Origin of the sequence: Microbacterium sp. UBA1612 (assembly GCF_002321605.1) — a bacterium.
GTDB lineage: Bacteria > Actinomycetota > Actinomycetes > Actinomycetales > Microbacteriaceae > Microbacterium > Microbacterium luteum.
The window spans coordinates 124,931-145,188 of record NZ_DCMW01000014.1 but is presented as its reverse complement, the minus strand read 5'-3'; the positions used below and the strand labels follow the sequence as shown (position 1 = coordinate 145,188).

Genomic DNA, 20,258 nt, shown 5'->3' with positions numbered 1-20,258 from the left:
GCAGCCCACTGTCGACCGATCCGCAACAGTCGATCGAGCCGGCACAGACGCTCGGTGCGAGACTGGGGAGGTGACCCTGCTCGAACCCTCCCGGACCACCGGGGCCGCGAGCGCGCCCTCGGTGCGAAGCGCGATCGTCCGCGCCGAAGCCGAGGTCGACCTCACCGTCGACGAGATCGTCACGCTTCTCACCGCCGGCGACGACCTCGACGCCGTGCTGACAGCAGCCGGAACCATGCGCGATGCGGGCCTCGAAAGCGCCGGCCGCCCCGGCGTGATCACCTACTCGCGCAAGGTGTTCGTGCCGCTCACGACCCTCTGTCGCGACCGATGCCACTACTGCATCTTCGTCGACACCCCCGGCCAGCTCCTGAAGAAGCGCAAGCCCGTGTTCATGAGCGACGAGCAAGTGCTCTCGGTCGTGCGGCAGGGCGCGGCACTCGGATGCAAGGAAGCCCTGCTCACCCTCGGCGACCGCCCCGAAGAGCGTTGGCCGGAAGCACGCGCGTGGCTCGACGACCACGGCTTCGCCTCCACCCTCGACTACGTCGCCCACATCGCCCGCCTCATCACCGCCGAGACCGGCATGCTCGCGCACCTGAACCCCGGTGTGATGACCGCCGACGAGCTCCGCACGCTCCGCCCCACCGCCCCCTCCATGGGCATGATGCTCGAAACCACCTCCCGCCGCCTCTACGAAGAACCCGGGCAGGTGCACTACGGATCTCCCGACAAAGACCCCGACGTGCGACTGCGCGTGATCGAGGATGCCGGGCGTGCCCGCATCCCGTTCACCACCGGCATCCTCGTCGGCATCGGCGAGACCGTGCGCGACCGGGCGGAGTCGCTCATCGCCCTGCGCGACGCCCATGCCCGCCACGGTCACGTGCAAGAGGTGATCGTGCAGAACTTCCGCGCCAAGCCCCGCACTGCCATGCAGTCGGCACCCGACGCCGACCTTCTCGAGTACGTCGCCACGGTCGCCGCCGCCCGCCTCGTGCTGGGCCCCCGGATGCGGGTGCAGGTGCCGCCGAACCTCTCCGACACGACAGAGTTCGCCCTCCTGGTGCGCGCCGGCGCCGATGACTGGGGCGGGGTCTCCCCCCTCACCGCCGACCACGTCAACCCGGAGCGCCCCTGGCCGCACCTCGACGACCTCGCGACGGCCACCGAAGACCTCGGGTTCCTCCTGCGCGAGCGCCTCACGGCGCATCCGGAGTTCATCGCCGACCCCGACGAGTGGCTCGATTCCGCGATGCACGCGCCCGTCGCCGCCGTCGCCGACCCGGCAACGGGACTCGCCGTGCCGGGTCCGCCGCGGCCGGGCGACTCATCCGGCGCGTCGAGCCCACCCGATCCCGCCGAGACAACGCCCTCCGAGCGCCGGGAAGAGGTGGGTTCGGCAGGAAAGGGCGCAATCGGCGGCGTGCGCGCCGGAGACCTCGGCCGACTGATCTCACGCGCCGCCGCAGACGCAGGATCGCTCGACGACGGCGAGTGGCAGAACCTGCTGCAGGTGACCGGCACCGACCTCGACGCCCTCGCCGCTGCCGCCGACGACGTGCGCCGCTACACCGTCGGCGAAGCCGTGAGCCTGGTCGTCAACCGCAACCTCACCTCCAGCGGGTTCCGCACCGCACCGGATGCCGCCGACCCGGCGCAGTTCGACCTTGCCGACGTCGCCGCCATCGCCGACGACGCGTGGCAGCTCGGCGCGACCGAACTGTGCGTGCAGGGGATGCTGCCCGCCGACGTCTCCCCCGAGGCCTACCTCGACATCGCGCGAGCCGTGAAGGCCACGCAGCCCGACCTGCACCTGCACGCCTACCGCCCGCAAGACGTGTGGGACCTCGCCGACCGCGCCGGCATCGGCCTCACCGCCGCGCTCACCGCGATGAAAGACGCCGGCGTCGACACCGTGCCGGGCACCGGCGTGAAGGTGCTGAGCGAACGCGTTCGCGCCGAGATCGCCCCCACCGACCTCGAAACCGACCGCTGGGTCGAGGGCATCACCGCCGCCCATCGCGCCGGATTCTCCTCGACGTCGGTGCTCTTCTACGGACACGTCGAGACCGCCGGCGAGCGCGTCACACACCTGCGCCGCCTTCGCGAGATCCAGTCCGTCACGGGCGTATTCCGCGAGTTCGTCCCGATCCCCCTCCCCGGGCCGCGCGGCGGCGTGCCGCTCGTCGACGGGCGGCCGGCTATCGACGAGCACCGAGCCATGGTCGCCGTCTCGCGCCTCATGCTCTCCGGCTCGATCTCGCACATCCAGGTGCCCTGGCCCCGCGTCGGCCGCGAGGCCGCCGCCATCCTGCTGCAGTCGGGCGCCGACGATCTCGGCGGCACGCTGCTCGACGGACGCGTCAAGCCCGAGGCGGGCATCGAGCACGGCCAGGACCTGCCGGTTCCGGATGCCGCCGCCCTCGTCGGGCGACTCTTCCGCCCGTTCCGCCAGCGCACCACCGACTACCGCGAACCGCCGGCGAATCGGAAGACCCCGATCCGATGACCGTGCGCGTCGAGGTCGCGATCGTCGGTGCGGGCTTCGCCGGGATCGGCATGGCGCTCGCCCTGCTGCGCGACGGGCGGGAGTCGTTCGTGCTGCTCGAGCGCGGCGACAGCGTCGGCGGCACGTGGCGCGACAACACCTACCCGGGCGTCGCGTGCGACGTGCCCTCGCACCTGTACGGGTTCGCCGACCACCCGCATCCGGACTGGTCCCGCGTGTTCGCGCCCGGGGCCGAGATCCACAGCTACCTCGCCGACGTCGCCGACCGCGCCGGCGTGACCGACCGCACCCGTCTGCGCACGGGCATGACCGGCGCCCGGTGGGACCGCGACTCGTCGACCTGGCGCGTGGGCACCTCCGACGGCGACACCGTGATCGCCGATGCCCTCGCCCTCGCGTGCGGCCGCTTGACGGAACCGCTCATCCCCGAGATCACGGGGCTAGAGACGTTCCCTGGGCCGCTGTTCCACTCGGCCCGCTGGGACCACTCCGTTCCCGTCGCGAGGCGCCGTATCGCCGTCGTCGGCACCGGAGCGAGCGCCGTGCAGCTCGTGCCGGAACTGGTGCGCCGTGGTGCGCACGTGACCCTGTTCCAGCGCACGCCGGCGTGGATCGTGCCCCGCGGCGAGCGCGCGTATTCGCCCACCGAGCGTCGACGCTTCGCGGAGCATCCCGAGACCCTCGCCGACCTTCGCGCGACGCTGTATGCCGAGGGCGAGGCGCGGTTCGCATCGCGCTCCGGCGATGCCGCGGCCGCCGATCTTGCGCGCGGCACGGCCCTGGACCACCTGCGCGCGCAGGTCGCCGACCCGGCGCTGCGCGACGCCCTCACCCCCGCCTATGCGTTCGGCTGCAAGCGCGTGCTGCTGTCGGACGCGTTCTATCCGGCGGTGGTCTCGGATGCGGTCACCCTCGTTCCGGCCGCGCTCGACGCCGTCGACGGCGATGTTCTCACGGCAGCCGACGGCTCCCGACACGAGGTGGATGCACTGGTGCTCGCAACGGGGTTCGCCTCGGCGCAGCAGCCGTACGCCGACCTCGTCACCGGTGAGGACGGCACCCTCGCCGACCACTGGAGCAGCGGGATGACCTCGTTCGCCTCGACCGTGGTCGCCGGGTTCCCCAATCTCTTCGTGCTCAACGGACCCAACGCCTCGCTCGGCCACAACTCCTCCGTGCTCATGCTCGAGGAGCAGGCCGCGTACGCCGTGCGCACCCTCGCGCGCCGCGAACGCGTCGCCGGCGGCGTGCTGCGGGTGGACCCGGCCGCCGAAGCGGCGTACACGGCCGAGATCGACCGCGCCGCCGCATCCACCCCCTGGATCACCGGCGGCTGTCGCAACTGGTACGTCGACCCCCGGTCCGGGCGACTGACGCTCTTGTGGCCCGGCACCGTCGAGGCCTTCCGCGACCGGCTCGCACGCGCCGACGGATCCGAGTTCCTCGCCCCGGCTCCTGCTGCCGCGACCACCGCATCCACCCCCACGCTGCGCCCACGTCCCTTCCCAGGAGGAGCATCATGACCTTTCCGCTGCGCTTCGGCTACAAGGCATCGTCCGAGCAGTTCGGCCCGAGCGAACTCGTCGAGTTCGGCGTGCTGGCCGAGGAGATGGGCTTCGACTCGGTGTTCCTCTCCGACCACTTCCAGCCCTGGATGCACGACGGCGGCCACGCCCCCGCCGCCCTGCCATGGCTTGGCGCGCTCGGGGCCCGCACCGAACGGGTGCTCATCGGCACATCCGTTCTCACGCCGACCTTCCGCTACCACCCCGCCGTGATCGCCCAGGCCTTCGCGACGCTGGGGGTGATGTTCCCGGACCGCGTCGTTCTCGGCGTCGGCACCGGCGAGGCGCTCAACGAGGTGACGCTCGGGCTGGAATGGCCCGACGCGCCGGAGCGGTTCCAGCGCCTCAAAGAGGCGATCCTGATGATCCAGCAGCTCTGGGCCGACGAACGCGTCACGTACGACGGGACCTACTACTCCGTGAGGGACGCGACCATCTACGACCGGCCCGGCGCCGAGCATCCGGTGCCGATCTACATCGGCGCCGCCGGACCCGCCGCCACCCGCCTCGCCGGACGTATCGCGGACGGGTTCATCACCACCAGCGGCAAGAACCGCGAGCTGTACACCGACACGCTGCTGCCCGCGCTGGCGGACGGCCTCGGCAAGGCCGGGCGCGCATCCGACGCGATCGACACCCTCATGGAGGTGAAGGTGTCGTATCACCCCGACCACGACACCGCCCTCGAGAAGACGCGGTTCTGGGCCCCGCTCGCGCTCACGCCCGAGGAGAAGCGCGACGTGCACGATCCGATCGAGATGCAGCGGCGCGCGGCCGAGCTGCCGATCGAACGGGCGGCCTCGCGCTTCATCGTCTCGACCGACCCCGACGAGCACGTCGAGCGGATCTCGGAGTACATCGAGCTCGGCTTCCGGCACCTCGTCTTCCACGACCCCGGCCACGACCAGGCCGAGTTCCTGCGCATGTACGGGGCGGAGATCCTCCCGCGCCTGCGCGCGAAGTACGCCTCGTGACCCGCGTCGTGGCTGCTTCGTCGTCGCGCGCGTGCACGTGCACGTGCACGTGCACGAACTCAGGCTGGAGGCACCCCGTTGGCCCGGATGAGGCGGAATGACCCCCGCACAGCCTGAGTTGGTGCACGGCGTCGGAGATGACCCAGCGCGCGGACACGGTCCGGCGGGCGAGGACGAGCCGGCGAGAGGGGACGACCCGGCGGTTCAGCGGTGGCGCGTCGTCATTCCGGTGAAGCCCGCGCGACGAGGGAAGTCGCGGCTCGCGTCCGGGGCGTCGCGTGAGGGTCTGGCGCGTGCGATCGCCCTGGACACCATCGCCGCGGCGGCCTCGTGCCCGATGGTCGCGCAGGTGTTCGTCGTGACCGACGACGCGGGGCTGCCGCTGGCCGCGGCCGACATCCCCGGACTTCGGTTCGTCGCCGAGGAGGAGGCTCGCGGCCTCGATGCGGCGATCGCGCTCGGCATGGCGGCAGCGGGAACGGTCGCACATCGCGCCGCGCTTCTCGGCGACCTTCCGGCACTCCGCCCCGACGACCTCGCCGCGGCGCTCGACGCCGCCACCGCGCATCCGCGCTCCGTCGTCGCCGACGCCGAGGGCACCGGCTCGACGCTGGTGACCGCCACCGCAGGGGTGGAATGGACGTCGGCCTTCGGCGACGGATCCTTCGCGCGTCACCTCGAGATGGGGTGCGTGGCGCTCGACATCCCACGCGGTTCGACCGTCCGTCGAGACGTGGACACGCCGGAGCAGCTGGAAACCGCCGCGACCCTCGGCGTCGGCCCGCGCACCGCCGCGCTGCTGTAGCTGCCGCACACCGCCGGCACGCCGACGCCGGTCCGTCCGCCACGCCGGCCCGGTCCGTCCGTCACGTCTGTCACCCCGCCCCCGCGTGCCGTAACTCAGGCTCAGCGCGCCGCAGGCAACCTTCCCGGGCTCTTGCACACCTCCACAGCCTGAATTGGGGCACGTGGGGTGACGGAGACGGGGTGACGGAGACGGGCGGGGTGATGGAGACGGGCCGGGTGACGGAGCGGGCCTGGGGCGACGGAGACAGCCGCGGGCCGCACGCTCCGGCCGGCGCGGGTTGGAACAGGAGGCGGGTCAGAACAGGAGGTAGACGGCGCCGACGATGGTGAAGACGATGACCAGACGCTCGAAGAGGCGCTGATCGAGGCGGTTCGCCCACCAGCGCCCGAGAAGAGCGCCGACCACGACGAGCGGAACGAGGATGGCGTCGAGCACCAGGCCCGCAGGTGTGATGATCCCGAGGCCGATGGAGAAGGGCAGCTTGGCGATGTTCACGAGGAAGAAGAACCACGCCGCAGTGCCGAGGAACTCCTTCACGGCGAAACGCGACGCGAGGAAGTACATCGACATCACCGGTCCCGCCGCGTTGGCCACCATCGTCGTGAAGCCGCCGAGCGTGCCGTAACCGGCCGCGGCGACCGGGTGCGGGCCGGCGCCGGCGACGACGGGCGCAAAACGGCGACGCAGCAGAGTGAAGGCGACCACGGCGAGCAGGATCACACCGATCACCCGGCTGACCCACTCGTCGTTCGCCACCGCGAGGAAGACGGCACCCAGCACGAGACCGACCAGCACGGCGGGCGCGAGCCGCACCAGCGCCCTCCAGTTCGCATCACGCCGGTAGGACACGATCGCGAACAGGTCGGCGACGATGAGGAGGACGAGCAGCGTTCCGGTCGATTCCCGAGCCGGCAGAACGGCGGCGAACACCGCCACCGACAGCGTGTTCACCCCGGGGATCGCCGTCTTGGACACCCCGACGACGAACGCCGACAGGCCGAGCAGCAGCCACGCCCACACGGCGAGGTCGGGAACGATCACACGCCGGCCAGGGCGAGCGCGGCGTCGACAATGTCAGCCGACCGCGCGGGGTCGGTCATCCACAGCGGCCGGGCGTGCGCGTCGAGTCCGAGCGCGCGGACGGCGTCGACGGCGGCAGCGTCCTCCTGTGCGACGAGCCAGGAATCCAGCACGCCGTCGCCGCTGCGCGCACCGTACAGTCCGGCGACGCCGACGGCCGAGGTCTCCACGCCGATCGCGGTCAGACACACGTCGGCCATGCCGCGCACGACCCGGCCGCCGATGATCGGCGAGACCCCGACGACCGGTGCGTCGGTGTGGCGCAGGGCCGAACGGATGCCGGGAACGGCCAGGATCGGTCCGATCGACACGACCGGGTTCGACGGGGCGACGAGCACGACGTCGGCGGCGGCGATCGCGTCGGCGACACCGGGCGCCGGCGCAGCCGCTTCGATGCCGGGATTGTCGAAGGCGAGCGGGCGCAGGCTGGCCCGGTGCCGGGTCCACCACTCCTGGAAGTGCATCGGCCGCGGCCCCGTCTCCGGTTCGTCGACGGTCACGATCGTGTCGACCTCGGCGTCGGTCATCGGCAGCAGGCGCGCGCCGAGATCCCACCGGGCCGCCATCAGCTCCAGCACTCGGGTCGGCGTCGCCCCGTCGCGCAGCCATCCCGTGCGCGCGAGGTGGGTGCCGAGGTCCAGGTCGCCCAGGGTGAACCACGGCCACCCGGCGCCCCACGCCTGCAGCTCGGCGTTCACGCGTTCGGAGTCGTCCTGACGACCCCAGCCGCGCTGGGTGTCGTTGACCCCGGCGAGCGCGTACGTGATCGAGTCGACGTCGGGTTGCAGGCGCACACCCGACAGCCACAGGTCGTCACCGGTGTTGACGACCACGGTGAGGTGATCGGCGGATGCGGCGACGCCGCGTCGCCGGAGCGCCTCCCGCGCGCCCAGGACGAACCTGGACCCGCCGACGCCGCCGGCGAGCACTACGATGCGCGGCGTGCCGCCGCCCCGAACCCCCACGCTCAGGGGGCGTATTCGTCAGCCGGTTGCGGAAGGGGGAACCGGGACACGGCAGCGAGAAGGGAATCGACCGACTGCATCTCGGCGATCACGTCGACGAGGAGACCGGCGCGCTTGGCGTCTTTCGCGGTCCGTGGCCCGATGGCCGCGATAATCGTCGTCTCCGGGATCACCGCGAACTGCTCGCGAACCTGGTCGGCAACCGACCCGCTGGTGACAAGGATCGCGTTGATGCGGCCCGTGCGCACGTCTCCGATGACCTTGTCGGAGGCGGGCACGCCCACGGTCCGGTAGGCGACGACGCTGCGCACGTGGTGACCGGCCTCCACGAGCATGCGGGTGAGCACCGGCTTGGCGATCTCGCTGCGCAGGGTGAGCACCTGCCGCGGCTCAGGTTCGGCGGCGATCATCTGCTCGGCCATGCCCGCAGCGGAGTTGTCGCGCTCCGGCACGAGGTCGACCTTGTAGCCGACCGCGGTGAGCGCGGCCGCCGTCGTCTCGCCGACCGCGGCGACCTTCGTCGAGGCCGGGATCTTGGCGTGGTAGGCGTAGAGCACGTCGACCGTGGTGGCACTCGTGACCGTCAGCCAGTCGAAGGCGCCGTCGGCGAGGTCGGCGAGCGACTGCTCGAGCGTCGCCTGATCGGTCGAGGGCGCGAAGTTGATGAGCGGCGCGATGACCGGGGTTCCGCCGCTGCGGCGGATCGTCGCGGCGACGCCGTCGCCCCACGGTCCCCCGCGGGGCACGAGCAGCCGCCATCCGGTGAGGGGCTTGGGCTGCGGTGAAGTGTGATTCATTCGGGAGGCTCTCGTCGATGCACGAGTCGGCCGCCCGGGCGTTCGAGCAACCGACGGGCGGAACGAATCCGGGTCTCGGGCTCGCACCGTCGGCAGCAATCGCACCATTGCACTGCCAGTCCTGAGCATACCCCGCTGGATGAAAGCCGGGAACGGTGCTCGGGACCGCCGAGATGAATCAGCGGGTGTAGAGGCGAACGAGGCCCCACACGCCGACGCCGATCGCGGCGGCTCCGGCGACGACGATCGCGACCGCGGCCGCGGGATTGCGCTGGCTGAACGCCCGGGCATCGGTGATCGTGCGATCCGTGGCAACGGCCACCCGACGCGGTACGTTCGCCTTCTCTTCGATCGCGAGCAGAGCGGCTTTCAACTCGGCGCGGGCACTCTCGACCGGATCGGTGATGCCGAGGGGCACGGCCGTGCGGGGCAGCGGAGCGTTAGAGCTCATCGCGGACTTCCTTCACATCCTGGGCGATGGACTGGACGGGGTTCTGGCGCTTCACGAGCCGGCGGAACCGCATCACGCCCAACAGGGCGAGCACGACCGCGATCAGCACCATCGCGAAGAACACCACGAGTGCGGACAGCCACACCGGCCACCACGACGACAGGCCGGCGATGGCCCAGGCACCCAGGGCCGGAACCGACCAGAACAGCACGAAGAGCGCGGCGACCATCCACAGCGCCCCCCAGCCGCCGTCCTTCGCCGTGCGGGCGAGCCACGCCTTGGCGGCGTCGACCTCGGCGATGACGAGCGCCCGGACGAGTTCCGGGATCTCGCCGAGGAGGGTCAGCAGACTGTCGTCCGCGCGGTCGCGGAAACCACGGGGCGTCGACATCTCAGGCCCCGCCGCGAGGTTCGACCGTGACCTCGCCGTCGTCGACGGCGTCCTTCACGGCCTCCGCCGACTCCTTCGCGGCCTTCTGGAGGTCTCCCTCGGCCTTCTCGCCGGTCTTCAGCGCTGCGTCGAGACGCTGCCCGGGGGTGCCCTTGGTGGTGGCGGCCTTGGTGACCTTCACCGCGGTATCCCACACGGTGCTGGGCAGTGCCGCGGCGCTCGACTTGGCGAAGTCCTTCACCTTGTCGACCTGGCTCTGCACCGGCGCGGCGCTCCACAGCTTGTCGGCCTGGGTCTTGATCTGCTCGTACCGCTCACGGCCGGCGCGTGTGCCGAGGACGTAGCCCGCGGCCAGTCCGATGACGAGTCCTACCTTGCCCCTCATGGGGTCTCCTCACGATCGGTGGAGATGCTGGTCGACTCCAGGGTAGCGATGTATGCCCGCGTCGGCATCCTGGGTTGACATCGGCGGGTGAGCCGGATTCCGTTACGCCGTGGCGTCACCCTCGACGGTTTCGGTGGCGTTCCCGAAGAGGGCTGCGCGGCGGATGCGATCGGTCTCGCGCCGAGCATCGGGCACCACCTGCGCGAGCCCGGCTCCGGCGAGCCACGCCCCGACGACAGCGAGACCGGGCGTCGCGGTGACGGTGCGTCGCATCTCGGCGACCTCGGCGGCACGACCGAGCGCGGCGCCGGGCTGGGACTGGGTGTAGCGCTCGCGGACGGCCCCGAGGAGAGCACGGGGCTCCAGCTCGACGCCGAGCATCGCCGAGGCCTCGGCCAGCGCGAGAGCGGCGGCGGCCGTGTCGTCGAGCCCCTCCGTCGCCGGAGGCTCGCCCTGCGCGCCGAAGGAGACGCGCACGACGTGTCGCCCGTCGGCGGCGTCGGCCACCCACGACCACTTGGCCGTGGAGTGCGTGAGCGCCTTGGCGCGGAACGCGCCCGGCACGGTCAGCACACCGGTGCCGCGCGGTGCAGCATGAAGCGCCGGCGCGTCGAGGACCATCGTGACCACCTCGACGACCGGCGCGGGGCCGAGTTCGCGCGCGAGTCCGGGCACGGTAGCGGCAAGCAGCCGCCGAGCGGTGTCCTCGGGCGCGGCCATGATCAGCAGGTCGGCCTCGACGTCTGCCTCCTCGCGCGCCACAGCGACGCGCCACGTTCCGCCTTCGCGTGCGACCGCGGTGACCTGCGCGCTCGTAGTGACGGTCGCATCCAGCTCTTGAAGTCGCGCGACGAGCGCGTCGACGAGCGTCGACATGCCGCCCGCGAGGCCTTCGACCGCACTTCCGGGCCGGCTCCCCGACCCGCTCCGCATCTGGGCCACGGCCCCCGTGAGAGACCCGGTGCGGGTGAGGGCGTTGTTGAGGCCCGGTGCCGCCACGTCGGCGTCGATGTCGTCGGGGCGCGCGGAGTACACGCCCGTGGTGACGGGCGAGACGAGCCGATCGAGCACCTTGGCCCCCAGGCGCGTGCGCACGAGGCGCCCGAGGCTGTGCTCGTGGCCGATCGTCAGGGGCGGGCGCAGCCGGTCGAGGTAGGCGCGCCAGGCGCCGGTCCAGCCGATGATGCGGCGCACGTCGGGCGCCCACGGGTTGGCCGGGATGCCGAGCACACCGCCTTTCGGCAGGGGAGCAGCACCGACGCCGGGGATCCCGACGAGCCACGCGCCGGCGGCGTCGGGTGTCGTGATCCGGTCTGCGAGGCCGAGCTCATCGATGAGGGCGTGCACCGCCCCGCCGCGAGTGGCGTAACTCTCGGCACCGGTGTCGAGCCGGATGCCGGCGACCTCGGCGGTGCGGATCGCTCCCCCCGGCCGGTCGGCCGCGTCGAGGACCGTCACCCGCATCCCGACCTTCGCGCACTCGAGGGCGGCCACGAGGCCCGCGATACCGCCGCCGACCACCACGACGCGCGTGTCATGGGCGTGGGAAACCAGCTCGTCGAACTCCTGGGTCACTCCCCCATCCTCCCCCGCCCGGATCCGGTTCGCATGTCGACCTGTGGACAAGCCCCGCTTCGGATGCGCCACGCTCCTAGGATGGGAGGGTTTCACGCCGGAGGGGGCGGATGGATCTGCAGGAACTCCCCGCACGGGATCGCGCGACGGACCTCTTCGTCGGCACGGTCCCGGCGCGGTCATCGCAGCGGGCGCTGAGCACGACCGTCGACGCGAGCACCGTCGTCGCCCCGGCGATCGTCGGCGTGGTGCTCGCCGTGATCGGCGCGCCCGGCGCTGCGGCCGCAGCCGTGCTCCTGGCCGCAGCGGCGCTGGTCGTGTGGGTGGCGCTCCTCGCGCGGCGGGGATCGAGCCTCGGCCACGCGGTGGCATCCACCCGCTCGGTGGATGTGCGGACGGCCGCCCCGGCCGGGCGCGACCTGATCGGCGCCGCGGTCGGGCGTCGCCTGCGCACGACGGATCTCTCCCGCGGCCGCGACCCGCTGTCGCCGCTGTTCGCCCCGTATGCCTTTCCCGAGGTGAACGACCGCGCACGCCGCCCCAGCCGCTTCGTGCGACCGGCCACCGTGCGCCTGGACTCTGGCCAGACGCTGTCCCTCGCGGACTCGCTGATCATCGGACGCGATCCGGAGGCGCCCGCCGACGCGCCCGCGGCCACCTACGAATGGCCCGACCTCTCTCGCACGCTGTCGAAGTCGCACGTGCGGCTGGAGTGGGACGGCGAGCAGGTGTGGGCGGTCGACCTCGGCTCGCTCAACGGAACCGCGGTTCGGCGGGGCGAGCTCAGCGTGCCGCTCGTGCCGTTCCACCGCACGCCGCTACCACCCGATGCACGCCTGGAGCTCGGCGACCGCGACCTGACCGTCGGTCTGCCGACGTGACGGGCGATGCGACGGGCGAGCGGGCGGCGCATCCCCTCGTCGACGCCGTCTCGCCGGGGTGCATCACGTGGGAGCACCGCGGCGATGTGCTCGCGCTCGGGACCGGCCTCAGCGACGTGCTCCACCGGGCGACGCTCGAAGGGGTGCGCACGCTCGTCGTGACGCCGGCCCACACCCGCCTGACCCCGGCGGCGGCATCGGCGCTCGAGGCGACGGGCGGAGCCTGGGTGGTGCGCACCGAGGAAGCCTTCTTCGACGCCCGCACGGGTCGTCCGCTCGCGACCCCCCGCGACGTCTTCACGGGCTCCGCCCCCGGTCCGGCTCACGAGCGCTTCCTCGCGAGTCCGGTGCGATCGCACCTGCAGCTCGTGTTCACCGGCGCGACGCGGCACCGGGTGAGTCGTCCCGTGCGTCTCGGCGGCGCCGTGGAGGGCATCGCCGGCGCGCTCGGAATCGACCTCGCGACGTGGGGCGCGACCGAACCGCTCGCAGCCCGATGGAGCCGCGACGACATGACCGAGCGCACACGGCGTCGCATGCCCGACGAGTCGCTGTGGGCGCTGGCGGGCCGGCGCGCCGACGAGACGGCACTGCTGGCGACGCTCCGCATCGCGCGCACCCGAGAGGGTCTCGAGGAGACCACGCGGGCGTGGGTGGATGCAGGCTCCGCCGGCGCGCGCAGCGCCGGTTCGCTCGCCGACGACGCGACCGCCGCGCTGCGGGCGACCGCCGGTCACGGCATGCCCCTGATCGCCCTGGCGATGGCGGCGATCGGGGCACCCGACCTCGCGCGCCGCGCCAGCGCCCCCGCGACGCCGCAGCCGCTCGCTCTGCTGCTGGGGCCGCCCGCCGTCGCCGCTCTCCGACTGCCCGACGCAGTCGTGCGCGATGCCGGCGGCGAACGCGTCGGGAGCCCGCGCCTGCCCGGGCTGCTGTTTCGCCTCGGCGACACGCGAGGCGGCGGCTGGGACACCCTGGCCCGCGTGCTCGGCGGCGCGGAGCCCGACGCGCTGACCCGGCTGCTTCAGCTCGATCCCGCGATCGCGCAGGCGCTGCGCGAAGCCGACCCCGAAGGAGGAGACGATGCCCGATCAGCGTGACGTCGTGCTCATCGAGCAGGCGAAGATCCAGCGGATGCGGCTGGGGTCGGCCCTGCTCCACGGCGCGCTCGACGAACGGCGCACCGTCAACGACAACGTGCGCCGCTTCATCGCGTCGATCGTCGTCACGGCGATCGCGTGCGCCGCGTGCGTGGGGGTGTCCTACGTGTCGCAGCTGCTCAGCGCCGATGCCGCGTCGATCGTCGATTCCGACATCACCTCGACCACCGCAGAAGGAGAGATCCGATGACCGGGTTCACGCGCATCACGGTCGCCGGGCGCACCCGCCGTGCGGATCTCGTCGTGCCGCGGGCGGAGCCGCTCGGGGTCGTGCTGCCGACCATCCTCGATCTGCTCGGTGAGCCGACCGGCACCGTCACCCACCCGGCCGTGCTCGTGCGCCCCGACGGCGAGCAGCTCGACCTCGCGCGCACGAGCGAGGAGCTCGACCTGCTCGACGGCACGTCGCTGACCCTCGTGCGGCTCGACGCCGCGCCGCCTCCTCCGGCCGTCATCGATCTCACCGACGCCGCCACCGACGCGCACGCGCGGCGCTCGGACCGGTGGGACGAGCGCTCGCGCCTCGCACTCGCCGGCGTCGCCGCCGCGATCGCGACCGCGACCGCCGGTCTCGTCGCGCCGTTCGCCTCACCGACGGTCGCGCTGGTCGTGCTCGCCGGCGGCACGGTCGTGGTCACCGCCGCCGCCCTGGTGCTCGGACTGCTGCGGATGCGGTCCGCCGCCGTGCTCGTCGCGGCGGCGGCTGCCGGATGCGCCCTCCCCGCGGGCGTCGTCGCCGGCGTCGTCGCGGCGCAGGTCTCGGGTGACGTCGATCCGGTCGCATCCGCGGTCGCGGGAGCGGGGGTGGGCCTCGCCCTGCTCGGCACCGTGCTCGCCGTGGCGATCGGCGGCGGTCTGCGGCGGGTGGGCGCGGGCGCCGCCGGCGTGATGGCGATCCTTCTCTCGCTTCTGGTGCTCGCCCTGCTCGTGGCGGGTGTCGGCACCTCCGCAGCGGTCGGGGTGGTCGGGGTCGTCGCGGTCTTCGCCACCGGCGTGCTCCCGTGGGTCGCCCTGGGCAGCGCGGGCCTCACGGGCCTCGATCAGCGCGTCGCCGAGGGCGAGCGCCTCGACCGCGCGACGGCGCGAGACCGCATCGACGACGCATACAGCGTGCTCACGTGGAGCACGGCCATAACGAGCGCGTTCGCGACGATCGCGACCGTGGCCCTCGTCCTGGGCGCGCCGGTGTGGAGTCCGCTGCTCGCCCTCGCGATCGCGCTCGCCGGTGCGCTCCGCTCGCGGGCGTTCCCGCTGCGGATCTCATCAGCGGTGCTCTGGTCGCCGCTCGTGCTGGGCGGCGCGACGGCGGTGCTCGCCCTGCTCGGCGGTCCCGTCGGCGCGTGGGGAGTGGCCGTGTGCCTGCTCGCCGCCGCCGGGATCGCCGTCCTCGCCCTGGTCTCCCCGCGGGAGAACACCCGCGCTCGGCTCCGCGGACTCGGCAACGCCCTCGAGATGCTCGCCGTGGTCGCCCTCCTCCCGCTGCTGTTCGGGGTGTTCGGCGTCTACGCGGAGCTGCTCGGCATGTTCGGGGGCGGATCGTGACGCGCCTGTCGCCGCTGCCGGCCGCGCTGTTCGGCGGTGCCGCACGATGGCGCCCCCTGCTGCCGCAGTGGCAGCGCGAGATCTCCACGCCGCTGTCGACGGCCCGACGGATCGGCGTCATCTCGCTCGGAGCGGGGGCCGGCGCGACCACCCTCACCCGTCACCTGGTGCGGATCGTCGCCGCGGCGCGCGGCGATCGCGTGCTCGCCGTCGACGCCGCAGAGGACGGCGCACTGGCCGCGCACTGGCGGCTCCACCCCGACCGCGCACGCACGGCACCGCCCCGCACGAGCGCCGAGGCGACCGCGCACCTCGCCCGCGTGCTCGAGGGTGCGCGCGGCCTCGCCCCCGCGGCCGCTGCCACCGACCCGGTCGGTGCGTGGCTCGACGAAGCCGCTCCGATCTCGCGCTTCTTCGACGTCGTCGTCACGGACTTCGGCCGGCGGCATCCCGCCACCGACCTGGCACCCTGCGCGGCGCTCGGCGACACCGTCCTGCTGGTCGCCGACGCCGACCGCGCGTCGGCGGAGGGCGCCGTGTCGCTCGGCCCGGGGCTGTCGGCCCTGCCGGAGAGCCCGCGGGTCGTCGTCGCGCTCGTCGACCGCGGCGGCACCGGCACAGCGGGACGCATCGTGGCCGCCCGGAAGGAGACGTCGGTGAGCGTCATCCCGCACGACGGCGATCTCACCCGCGACGCCGCACCGCGGCGTTTCGCCACCCGCGTCGCCCTGCTCGGTCTCGGCGCCGACCTGATGGCCGGAGACCGCTCGTGACGACCCGCATCGTGCACCGTCCGGCCCGCATCACCGAGCCGGTCGAGGCCCCCGATGAGCTGGTGCTGGCCCCACCGCCGCCGATGTCCGAAGCGGCGGGCGGGTTCCCGATCCAGTCGCTTCTTCCCATCGCGGGCAGCCTGTCGTCGATCACCATGATCGTGCTGCTGCGCAACAACCCGATCATGGTGGTCGTGGGCGCGGTCATCCTCGTGGTCGCCCTCGTCGGCGGCGTCACGATGGCCTTCACCGCGCGGGGCAACGCCGCTCGGCAGCGGCGGGTGCAGCGAGAGCGGTACCTGGACTACCTCGAGACCACGCGTGCCCGGCTGGCCGAGCGTGCCGCCGAGCACCGCACGGCGATGTGGCGGCAGCATCCGGACCCTCAGGCGCTCATCGAGCTGACCGGAAACGCCGCGCGGCGGTGGGAACGTCGCCCGGGAGACGCCGACTTCCTGCGCGTGCGGGTGGGGCTGGCCGACGTGCGGGCGCTTCCGGTGCGGCTGCCCGACGAGCAGAACCCGGTGCAGCCGTTCGACCCGATCATGAAGGGCGCGGCCGACAGGCTCGTGCGCCTGTCGGGGATCGTTCCGTCCCTGCCGTCGGTGATCGATCTGGAGCGCGGCGGCCAGGTCTCGCTCGTCGGGGATCGCGACCTGACCGTCGCGGCCGCGCGCGCCCTCGTCGCGCAGATCGCCGCGCTGCACTCCCCCGACGACGTGCAGCTGGCCCTCGTCGTGCCGGCCGAGCGTCGCGGCCAGTGGCGCGGACTCGATCTGCTGCCGCACGTGCAGGCGGCTGCCGCCGATTCCGCGGCCGGCGGCGTGCGTCGCATCGCGCCGAGCCTGCCCGACCTGTTCCAGATCATCGGCGGCGACCTGCGCGACCGCCTCGCGACCGCATCCGCCGCCCGACGTGCCGGGCGCCGCCGCAAGCCGGCGCGACTCATCGTGTTCGTGGATGCCGACACCGACGCCGCGCCGACCCTTCCCCGGCTCGACGCGACCCTGGACTACACCGACATCGGCGTGACCGTCGTGCATCTCGTCGACGATCGCCTGAAGGAGCCGGCCACCGTCTCGATCCGGCTCACCGCACACGCCGACGACGCCACGATCGAGTCGCCCGGCGCAGGGACCGAAACGATCGGCGGCGTGACGGTGGATGCGGTCGGCACGGCCCTGCTGGAGGCGGTGGCCCGCCCGCTCGCCCCGCTGCGGCTGACCCGTACGAGCGCGGTCGACGCGCAGTCGGGCGACGTGCCCGACGTCACCGAGCTGCTCGGCGTCGGCGACGTCGAGCAGCTCGAGCCGACCACCGCCTGGACGCCGAGGTCGGCGGCTGACTTCCTGCGCGTGCCGATCGGGGTCGACGACCGCGGCGTGCCGGTGATGCTCGACCTCAAGGAGTCCGCGCAGCTGGGCATGGGCCCACACGGCATCTGCATCGGCGCGACCGGGTCGGGCAAGAGCGAACTGCTGCGCACCCTCGTCCTCGGACTCGCTCTCAGCCACTCCCCCGACGACCTGTCGATGATCCTCGTGGACTACAAGGGCGGTGCCGCGTTCGCCCCGTTCGCCCGGCTCCCGCACGTGGCCGGCATCATCGACAACCTCGCCGACGACCCGCAGCTGACCGAACGCGCTCGCGCGAGCATCAACGGCGAAGTCGTGCGTCGCCAGCGCCTGCTCAAAGAGGCCGACAACGCCGCATCCATCGGGCACTACCGGCAGCTGCGTGAGGCTCGCCCCGACCTGCCGCCGTTGCCGCACCTGTTCCTGGTCATCGACGAGTTCGGCGAGCTCCTGACCGCCGAGCCCGACTTCGTCGAGCTCCTGCTGACGATCGGACGCATCGGCCGCTCGATCGGCGTGCACCTGCTGCTGTCGAGTCAGCGCATCGAGGGGGGCCGGCTGCGGGGCCTCGACACCTACCTGTCGTACCGAATCGGCCTGCGTACGTTCTCGGAGTCGGAGAGCGCGGTCGTGCTCGACACCCCCGACGCGTTCCATCTGCCGGCCATCCCCGGTTACGGCTACCTCAAGGTCGACACCTCGGTCTACACGCGGTTCCGCGCCGGCTTCGTCTCGGGTCCCGTTCCGGAGCTGGTCGCCTCCGACGGTCCGGAGGTGGTGGATGCTCCGCGTGCCCGCGAGCTCCCCGCATACGACGTCGTCTCGTCCGGCGCCGAAGAGTCCGAGATCGAACTGCCGACCGAGCCGGATCGCCCCGCCACGGGCCGCACCCTCGTGCAGGTCGCCGCATCGCGGCTCGCGCAGGGCGTCGAGCGCACGCGTCCGGTGTGGCTGTCGCCGCTCCCGCCCCGGGTCACGCTCGGCAGCGTGCTCTCCCGCGCCGACGAGCATCGCACCCTGCGGGCGCCGATCGGCGTGATCGACGAGCCCGCGCGACAGCGCCAGGAGCCCTGGCACCTCGATCTCTCGCGCAGCGGCGGGCACGTCGCGGTCACCGGCGCTCCGCAGTCGGGTCGATCGACGTTCCTGCGCACGCTGGCGGCATCCCTCGCGCTCACCCACACGCCCCGCGAGGTGAGCATCTACGGCATGGACCTCACCGGCGGGGGGCTGTCACGGCTGGAGCACTTCCCGCACGTCGGCGGCATCGCCACGCGCGGCCACCGCGAACGCCTCCAGCGGCTCGTCGAGGAGCTCACAGCGATGGTCGCAGTGCGCGAACACGTCTTCCGCGATCACGGCCTCGATTCGCTGGCGGAGATGCGCGCCGCCCATGCCGCCGGGCGCCTGCCGCAGCTCCCCTCGGCCGATGTCGTGCTGCTGATCGACGGGTTCGGCGCGCTGAGAGGCGACTTCGAAGACCTCGACGGCGCCGTCTCGCAGCTGCTGGAGCGCGGCGGAAGCTTCGGCATCCACGTGGTCGTCGCCCTGACCCGATTCAACGAGCTGCGGATGAACGCGCAGAGCCTCGTGGGCACGCGTCTCGAGCTGCGGCTGAACGACCCGGCCGACTCGCAGATCGCGCGCAAGCTCTCCGCGACCCTCCGCGCCGACGAACCCGGTCGCATCCTCACCGACGACAAGCTGCTCGCCCAGGTGGCGCTGCCACTGCTCGACGACGTCGACGCCGCCGACGTCGGCGAGGCGCTGGAGGCGCTCGCTCGTCGCAGCGCGGCCGAGTGGGGCGGGCCCGGGGCCGCGCCCATCCGCCTGCTGCCCGACGATCTCGCCCCCGCCGAGCTGCCCGACGCCTTCGCCGAACCCGACGCGATCCCGGTCGGGCTGCGGCAGGACACGATGGAGCCGGAGCTGCTGGAGCTGGGCGCGACCGATCCGCATCTGCTCGTGCTCGGCGACAGTCGCTGCGGCAAGACGACGGTGCTGCGCGGGATCGTGCACGGGGCGATCGACCGTCACTCGCCGGAGGAGATCGTCGTCGCCCTCATGGACACCCGCGGGGAACTCGTCGACGATGTGCCCGACGCCTACCTCGGCGGGCATGCCAAGACGGGGCGCATGGCCCGGCAGCTGGCGGAGTCGATCGCGCAGGAGCTGGAGAAGCGTCAGGTCGAGGGGCCGGGCACCGGACCGCGCATCCTCGTGGTCGCCGACGACTTCGACGTGCTGGCCGCCGGCGGCGTCGAGCCGCTGCGGCCGTTGCTGCCGTATCTGGCGTCGGCGCGCGACCTGCGCCTGAACGTCGTCGTCAGCCGCCCGGTCGCGGGCGCGTCGCGGGCGATGTTCGACCTCGCCCTGCAGGGCATCCGCGACACCGGCGGCACGACACTCGTCATGTCGGGCGATCGGGCCGAGGGGCAGCTGCTGCCCAAGCTCTACGCCGAGCCGATGATCGCCGGCCGTGGGCGCATCGCGCGCCGCGGCCGCCACGCCGCCCTCGTGCAGGTGGCGCACTTCGCGCCGACACCGGCGGATGCCGCTCCCGCGCCGACGCCGACCCAGAAGCCGTCTCCCACCGAGACACCGCCACCCACCGATGCGCCGCCGCTGCGCCGCCGCCGACGGGAGCAGCCGGATGCCTCGTAGCTCGACACTCGTCTCTCCGGAGCCGGTCGGGGCGGACGCCGTCGCTCGCGCCGTCGCCATCGTGCGCGACCGCCTCGGCGCCACCGGGGAATCGCCGGACTTCGTGCTGCAGCCGCTCGATGCCGGTGCGGCGCTGACGGTCTCCGCCGACGGCGACCTCGTCCTCACCGTGCTGCGCCCCCGACCGCTCGCCGGCCTCGCCGAGGCGCGACGCCTGCGGCCAGGGTGGAAGCTCGACGCGCTGCCGACGCCGGCGTTCTGGACCGACGCCTACACCCCGTGGACGCCGGGCGGCCTCATCGGCATCGCCGTGCTCGACACCCTCGCCGAATCGCTCGGCGCGCGCATCGACCACGATCCCCTGCTCTGAGGCTGGGACA

Annotated in this window: 18 protein-coding genes; 11 read left to right on the top strand and 7 right to left on the bottom strand. The window is 73.0% G+C overall.

Annotation, left to right across the window (positions count from 1 at the left end; translation table 11 throughout):
• Window positions 1-70: 70 nt before the first annotated feature.
• The 4 genes from cofG to cofC all read left to right on the top strand — a co-directional run bounded on the left by cofG (window position 71) and on the right by cofC (window position 5,856).
• On the top strand, window positions 71-2,512 hold the full coding sequence (gene cofG / locus B3S45_RS06155) for a 7,8-didemethyl-8-hydroxy-5-deazariboflavin synthase CofG (RefSeq protein WP_286718067.1): 2,442 nt from the start codon (window positions 71-73) through the stop codon (window positions 2,510-2,512).
• Window positions 2,509-4,035, top strand: coding sequence for a flavin-containing monooxygenase (locus tag B3S45_RS06150; protein ID WP_286718064.1), 1,527 nt, complete (start codon window positions 2,509-2,511; stop codon window positions 4,033-4,035). The genes cofG and B3S45_RS06150 overlap by 4 nt, the downstream gene beginning before the upstream one ends.
• Window positions 4,032-5,051: a glucose-6-phosphate dehydrogenase (coenzyme-F420) gene (fgd, locus tag B3S45_RS06145; RefSeq protein ID WP_286718062.1), complete on the top strand. Its 1,020-nt coding sequence runs from the start codon at window positions 4,032-4,034 to the stop codon at window positions 5,049-5,051. The genes B3S45_RS06150 and fgd overlap by 4 nt, the downstream gene beginning before the upstream one ends.
• A gap of 97 nt (window positions 5,052-5,148) precedes the next feature.
• Window positions 5,149-5,856: a 2-phospho-L-lactate guanylyltransferase gene (gene cofC / locus B3S45_RS06140; protein ID WP_286718060.1), complete on the top strand. Its 708-nt coding sequence runs from the start codon at window positions 5,149-5,151 to the stop codon at window positions 5,854-5,856.
• A 297-nt stretch (window positions 5,857-6,153) separates the two neighbouring features.
• Here cofC and B3S45_RS06135 read toward each other — a convergent pair whose 3' ends face one another.
• The 7 genes from B3S45_RS06135 to hemG form a co-directional block, all read right to left on the bottom strand.
• Complete coding sequence (locus tag B3S45_RS06135) at window positions 6,154-6,897, bottom strand: sulfite exporter TauE/SafE family protein (protein ID WP_194385603.1); 744 nt, start codon at window positions 6,895-6,897, stop codon at window positions 6,154-6,156.
• Complete coding sequence (gene cofD / locus B3S45_RS06130; protein WP_286718058.1) at window positions 6,897-7,904, bottom strand: 2-phospho-L-lactate transferase; 1,008 nt, start codon at window positions 7,902-7,904, stop codon at window positions 6,897-6,899. Before cofD ends, B3S45_RS06135 begins: the two co-directional genes overlap by 1 nt.
• 2 nt (window positions 7,905-7,906) lie before the next feature.
• On the bottom strand, window positions 7,907-8,701 hold the full coding sequence (locus B3S45_RS06125) for a uroporphyrinogen-III synthase (protein WP_071045211.1): 795 nt from the start codon (window positions 8,699-8,701) through the stop codon (window positions 7,907-7,909).
• 178 nt (window positions 8,702-8,879) lie between these two features.
• Window positions 8,880-9,152, bottom strand: coding sequence for a hypothetical protein (locus tag B3S45_RS06120; protein ID WP_071045210.1), 273 nt, complete (start codon window positions 9,150-9,152; stop codon window positions 8,880-8,882).
• On the bottom strand, window positions 9,142-9,543 hold the full coding sequence (locus B3S45_RS06115) for a phage holin family protein (protein WP_071045209.1): 402 nt from the start codon (window positions 9,541-9,543) through the stop codon (window positions 9,142-9,144). Before B3S45_RS06115 ends, B3S45_RS06120 begins: the two co-directional genes overlap by 11 nt.
• A gap of 1 nt (window position 9,544) precedes the next feature.
• Complete coding sequence (locus B3S45_RS06110; protein WP_071045208.1) at window positions 9,545-9,928, bottom strand: hypothetical protein; 384 nt, start codon at window positions 9,926-9,928, stop codon at window positions 9,545-9,547.
• Between the two features lie 102 nt (window positions 9,929-10,030).
• Window positions 10,031-11,503: a protoporphyrinogen oxidase gene (gene hemG / locus B3S45_RS06105; protein ID WP_286718054.1), complete on the bottom strand. Its 1,473-nt coding sequence runs from the start codon at window positions 11,501-11,503 to the stop codon at window positions 10,031-10,033.
• A 110-nt stretch (window positions 11,504-11,613) separates the two neighbouring features.
• Between hemG and B3S45_RS06100 the strand changes: the two genes are divergently transcribed.
• From B3S45_RS06100 to B3S45_RS06070, 7 genes are read left to right on the top strand one after another with little or no spacing between them, the layout of a single operon-like run.
• Window positions 11,614-12,384 (top strand): FHA domain-containing protein, encoded by a 771-nt coding sequence (locus tag B3S45_RS06100; protein WP_194383933.1) that lies wholly within the window; start codon window positions 11,614-11,616, stop codon window positions 12,382-12,384.
• Window positions 12,381-13,484: a DUF6177 family protein gene (locus tag B3S45_RS06095; RefSeq protein WP_286718052.1), complete on the top strand. Its 1,104-nt coding sequence runs from the start codon at window positions 12,381-12,383 to the stop codon at window positions 13,482-13,484. Before B3S45_RS06100 ends, B3S45_RS06095 begins: the two co-directional genes overlap by 4 nt.
• Window positions 13,468-13,734 carry a hypothetical protein gene (locus B3S45_RS06090; RefSeq protein WP_194383935.1) on the top strand — a complete coding sequence of 89 codons (267 nt, stop codon included), beginning with the start codon at window positions 13,468-13,470 and terminating at the stop codon, window positions 13,732-13,734. The genes B3S45_RS06095 and B3S45_RS06090 overlap by 17 nt, the downstream gene beginning before the upstream one ends.
• Window positions 13,731-15,086 (top strand): EsaB/YukD family protein, encoded by a 1,356-nt coding sequence (locus tag B3S45_RS06085; protein WP_194383936.1) that lies wholly within the window; start codon window positions 13,731-13,733, stop codon window positions 15,084-15,086. Before B3S45_RS06090 ends, B3S45_RS06085 begins: the two co-directional genes overlap by 4 nt.
• Window positions 15,083-15,859, top strand: coding sequence for a hypothetical protein (locus B3S45_RS06080; RefSeq protein ID WP_286718049.1), 777 nt, complete (start codon window positions 15,083-15,085; stop codon window positions 15,857-15,859). Before B3S45_RS06085 ends, B3S45_RS06080 begins: the two co-directional genes overlap by 4 nt.
• Window positions 15,856-19,878, top strand: a complete 4,023-nt coding sequence (gene eccCa, locus B3S45_RS06075) for a type VII secretion protein EccCa (protein WP_286718046.1) — start codon at window positions 15,856-15,858, stop codon at window positions 19,876-19,878. Before B3S45_RS06080 ends, eccCa begins: the two co-directional genes overlap by 4 nt.
• Complete coding sequence (locus B3S45_RS06070) at window positions 19,868-20,248, top strand: hypothetical protein (RefSeq protein WP_194383939.1); 381 nt, start codon at window positions 19,868-19,870, stop codon at window positions 20,246-20,248. Before eccCa ends, B3S45_RS06070 begins: the two co-directional genes overlap by 11 nt.
• Window positions 20,249-20,258: the final 10 nt, after the last annotated feature.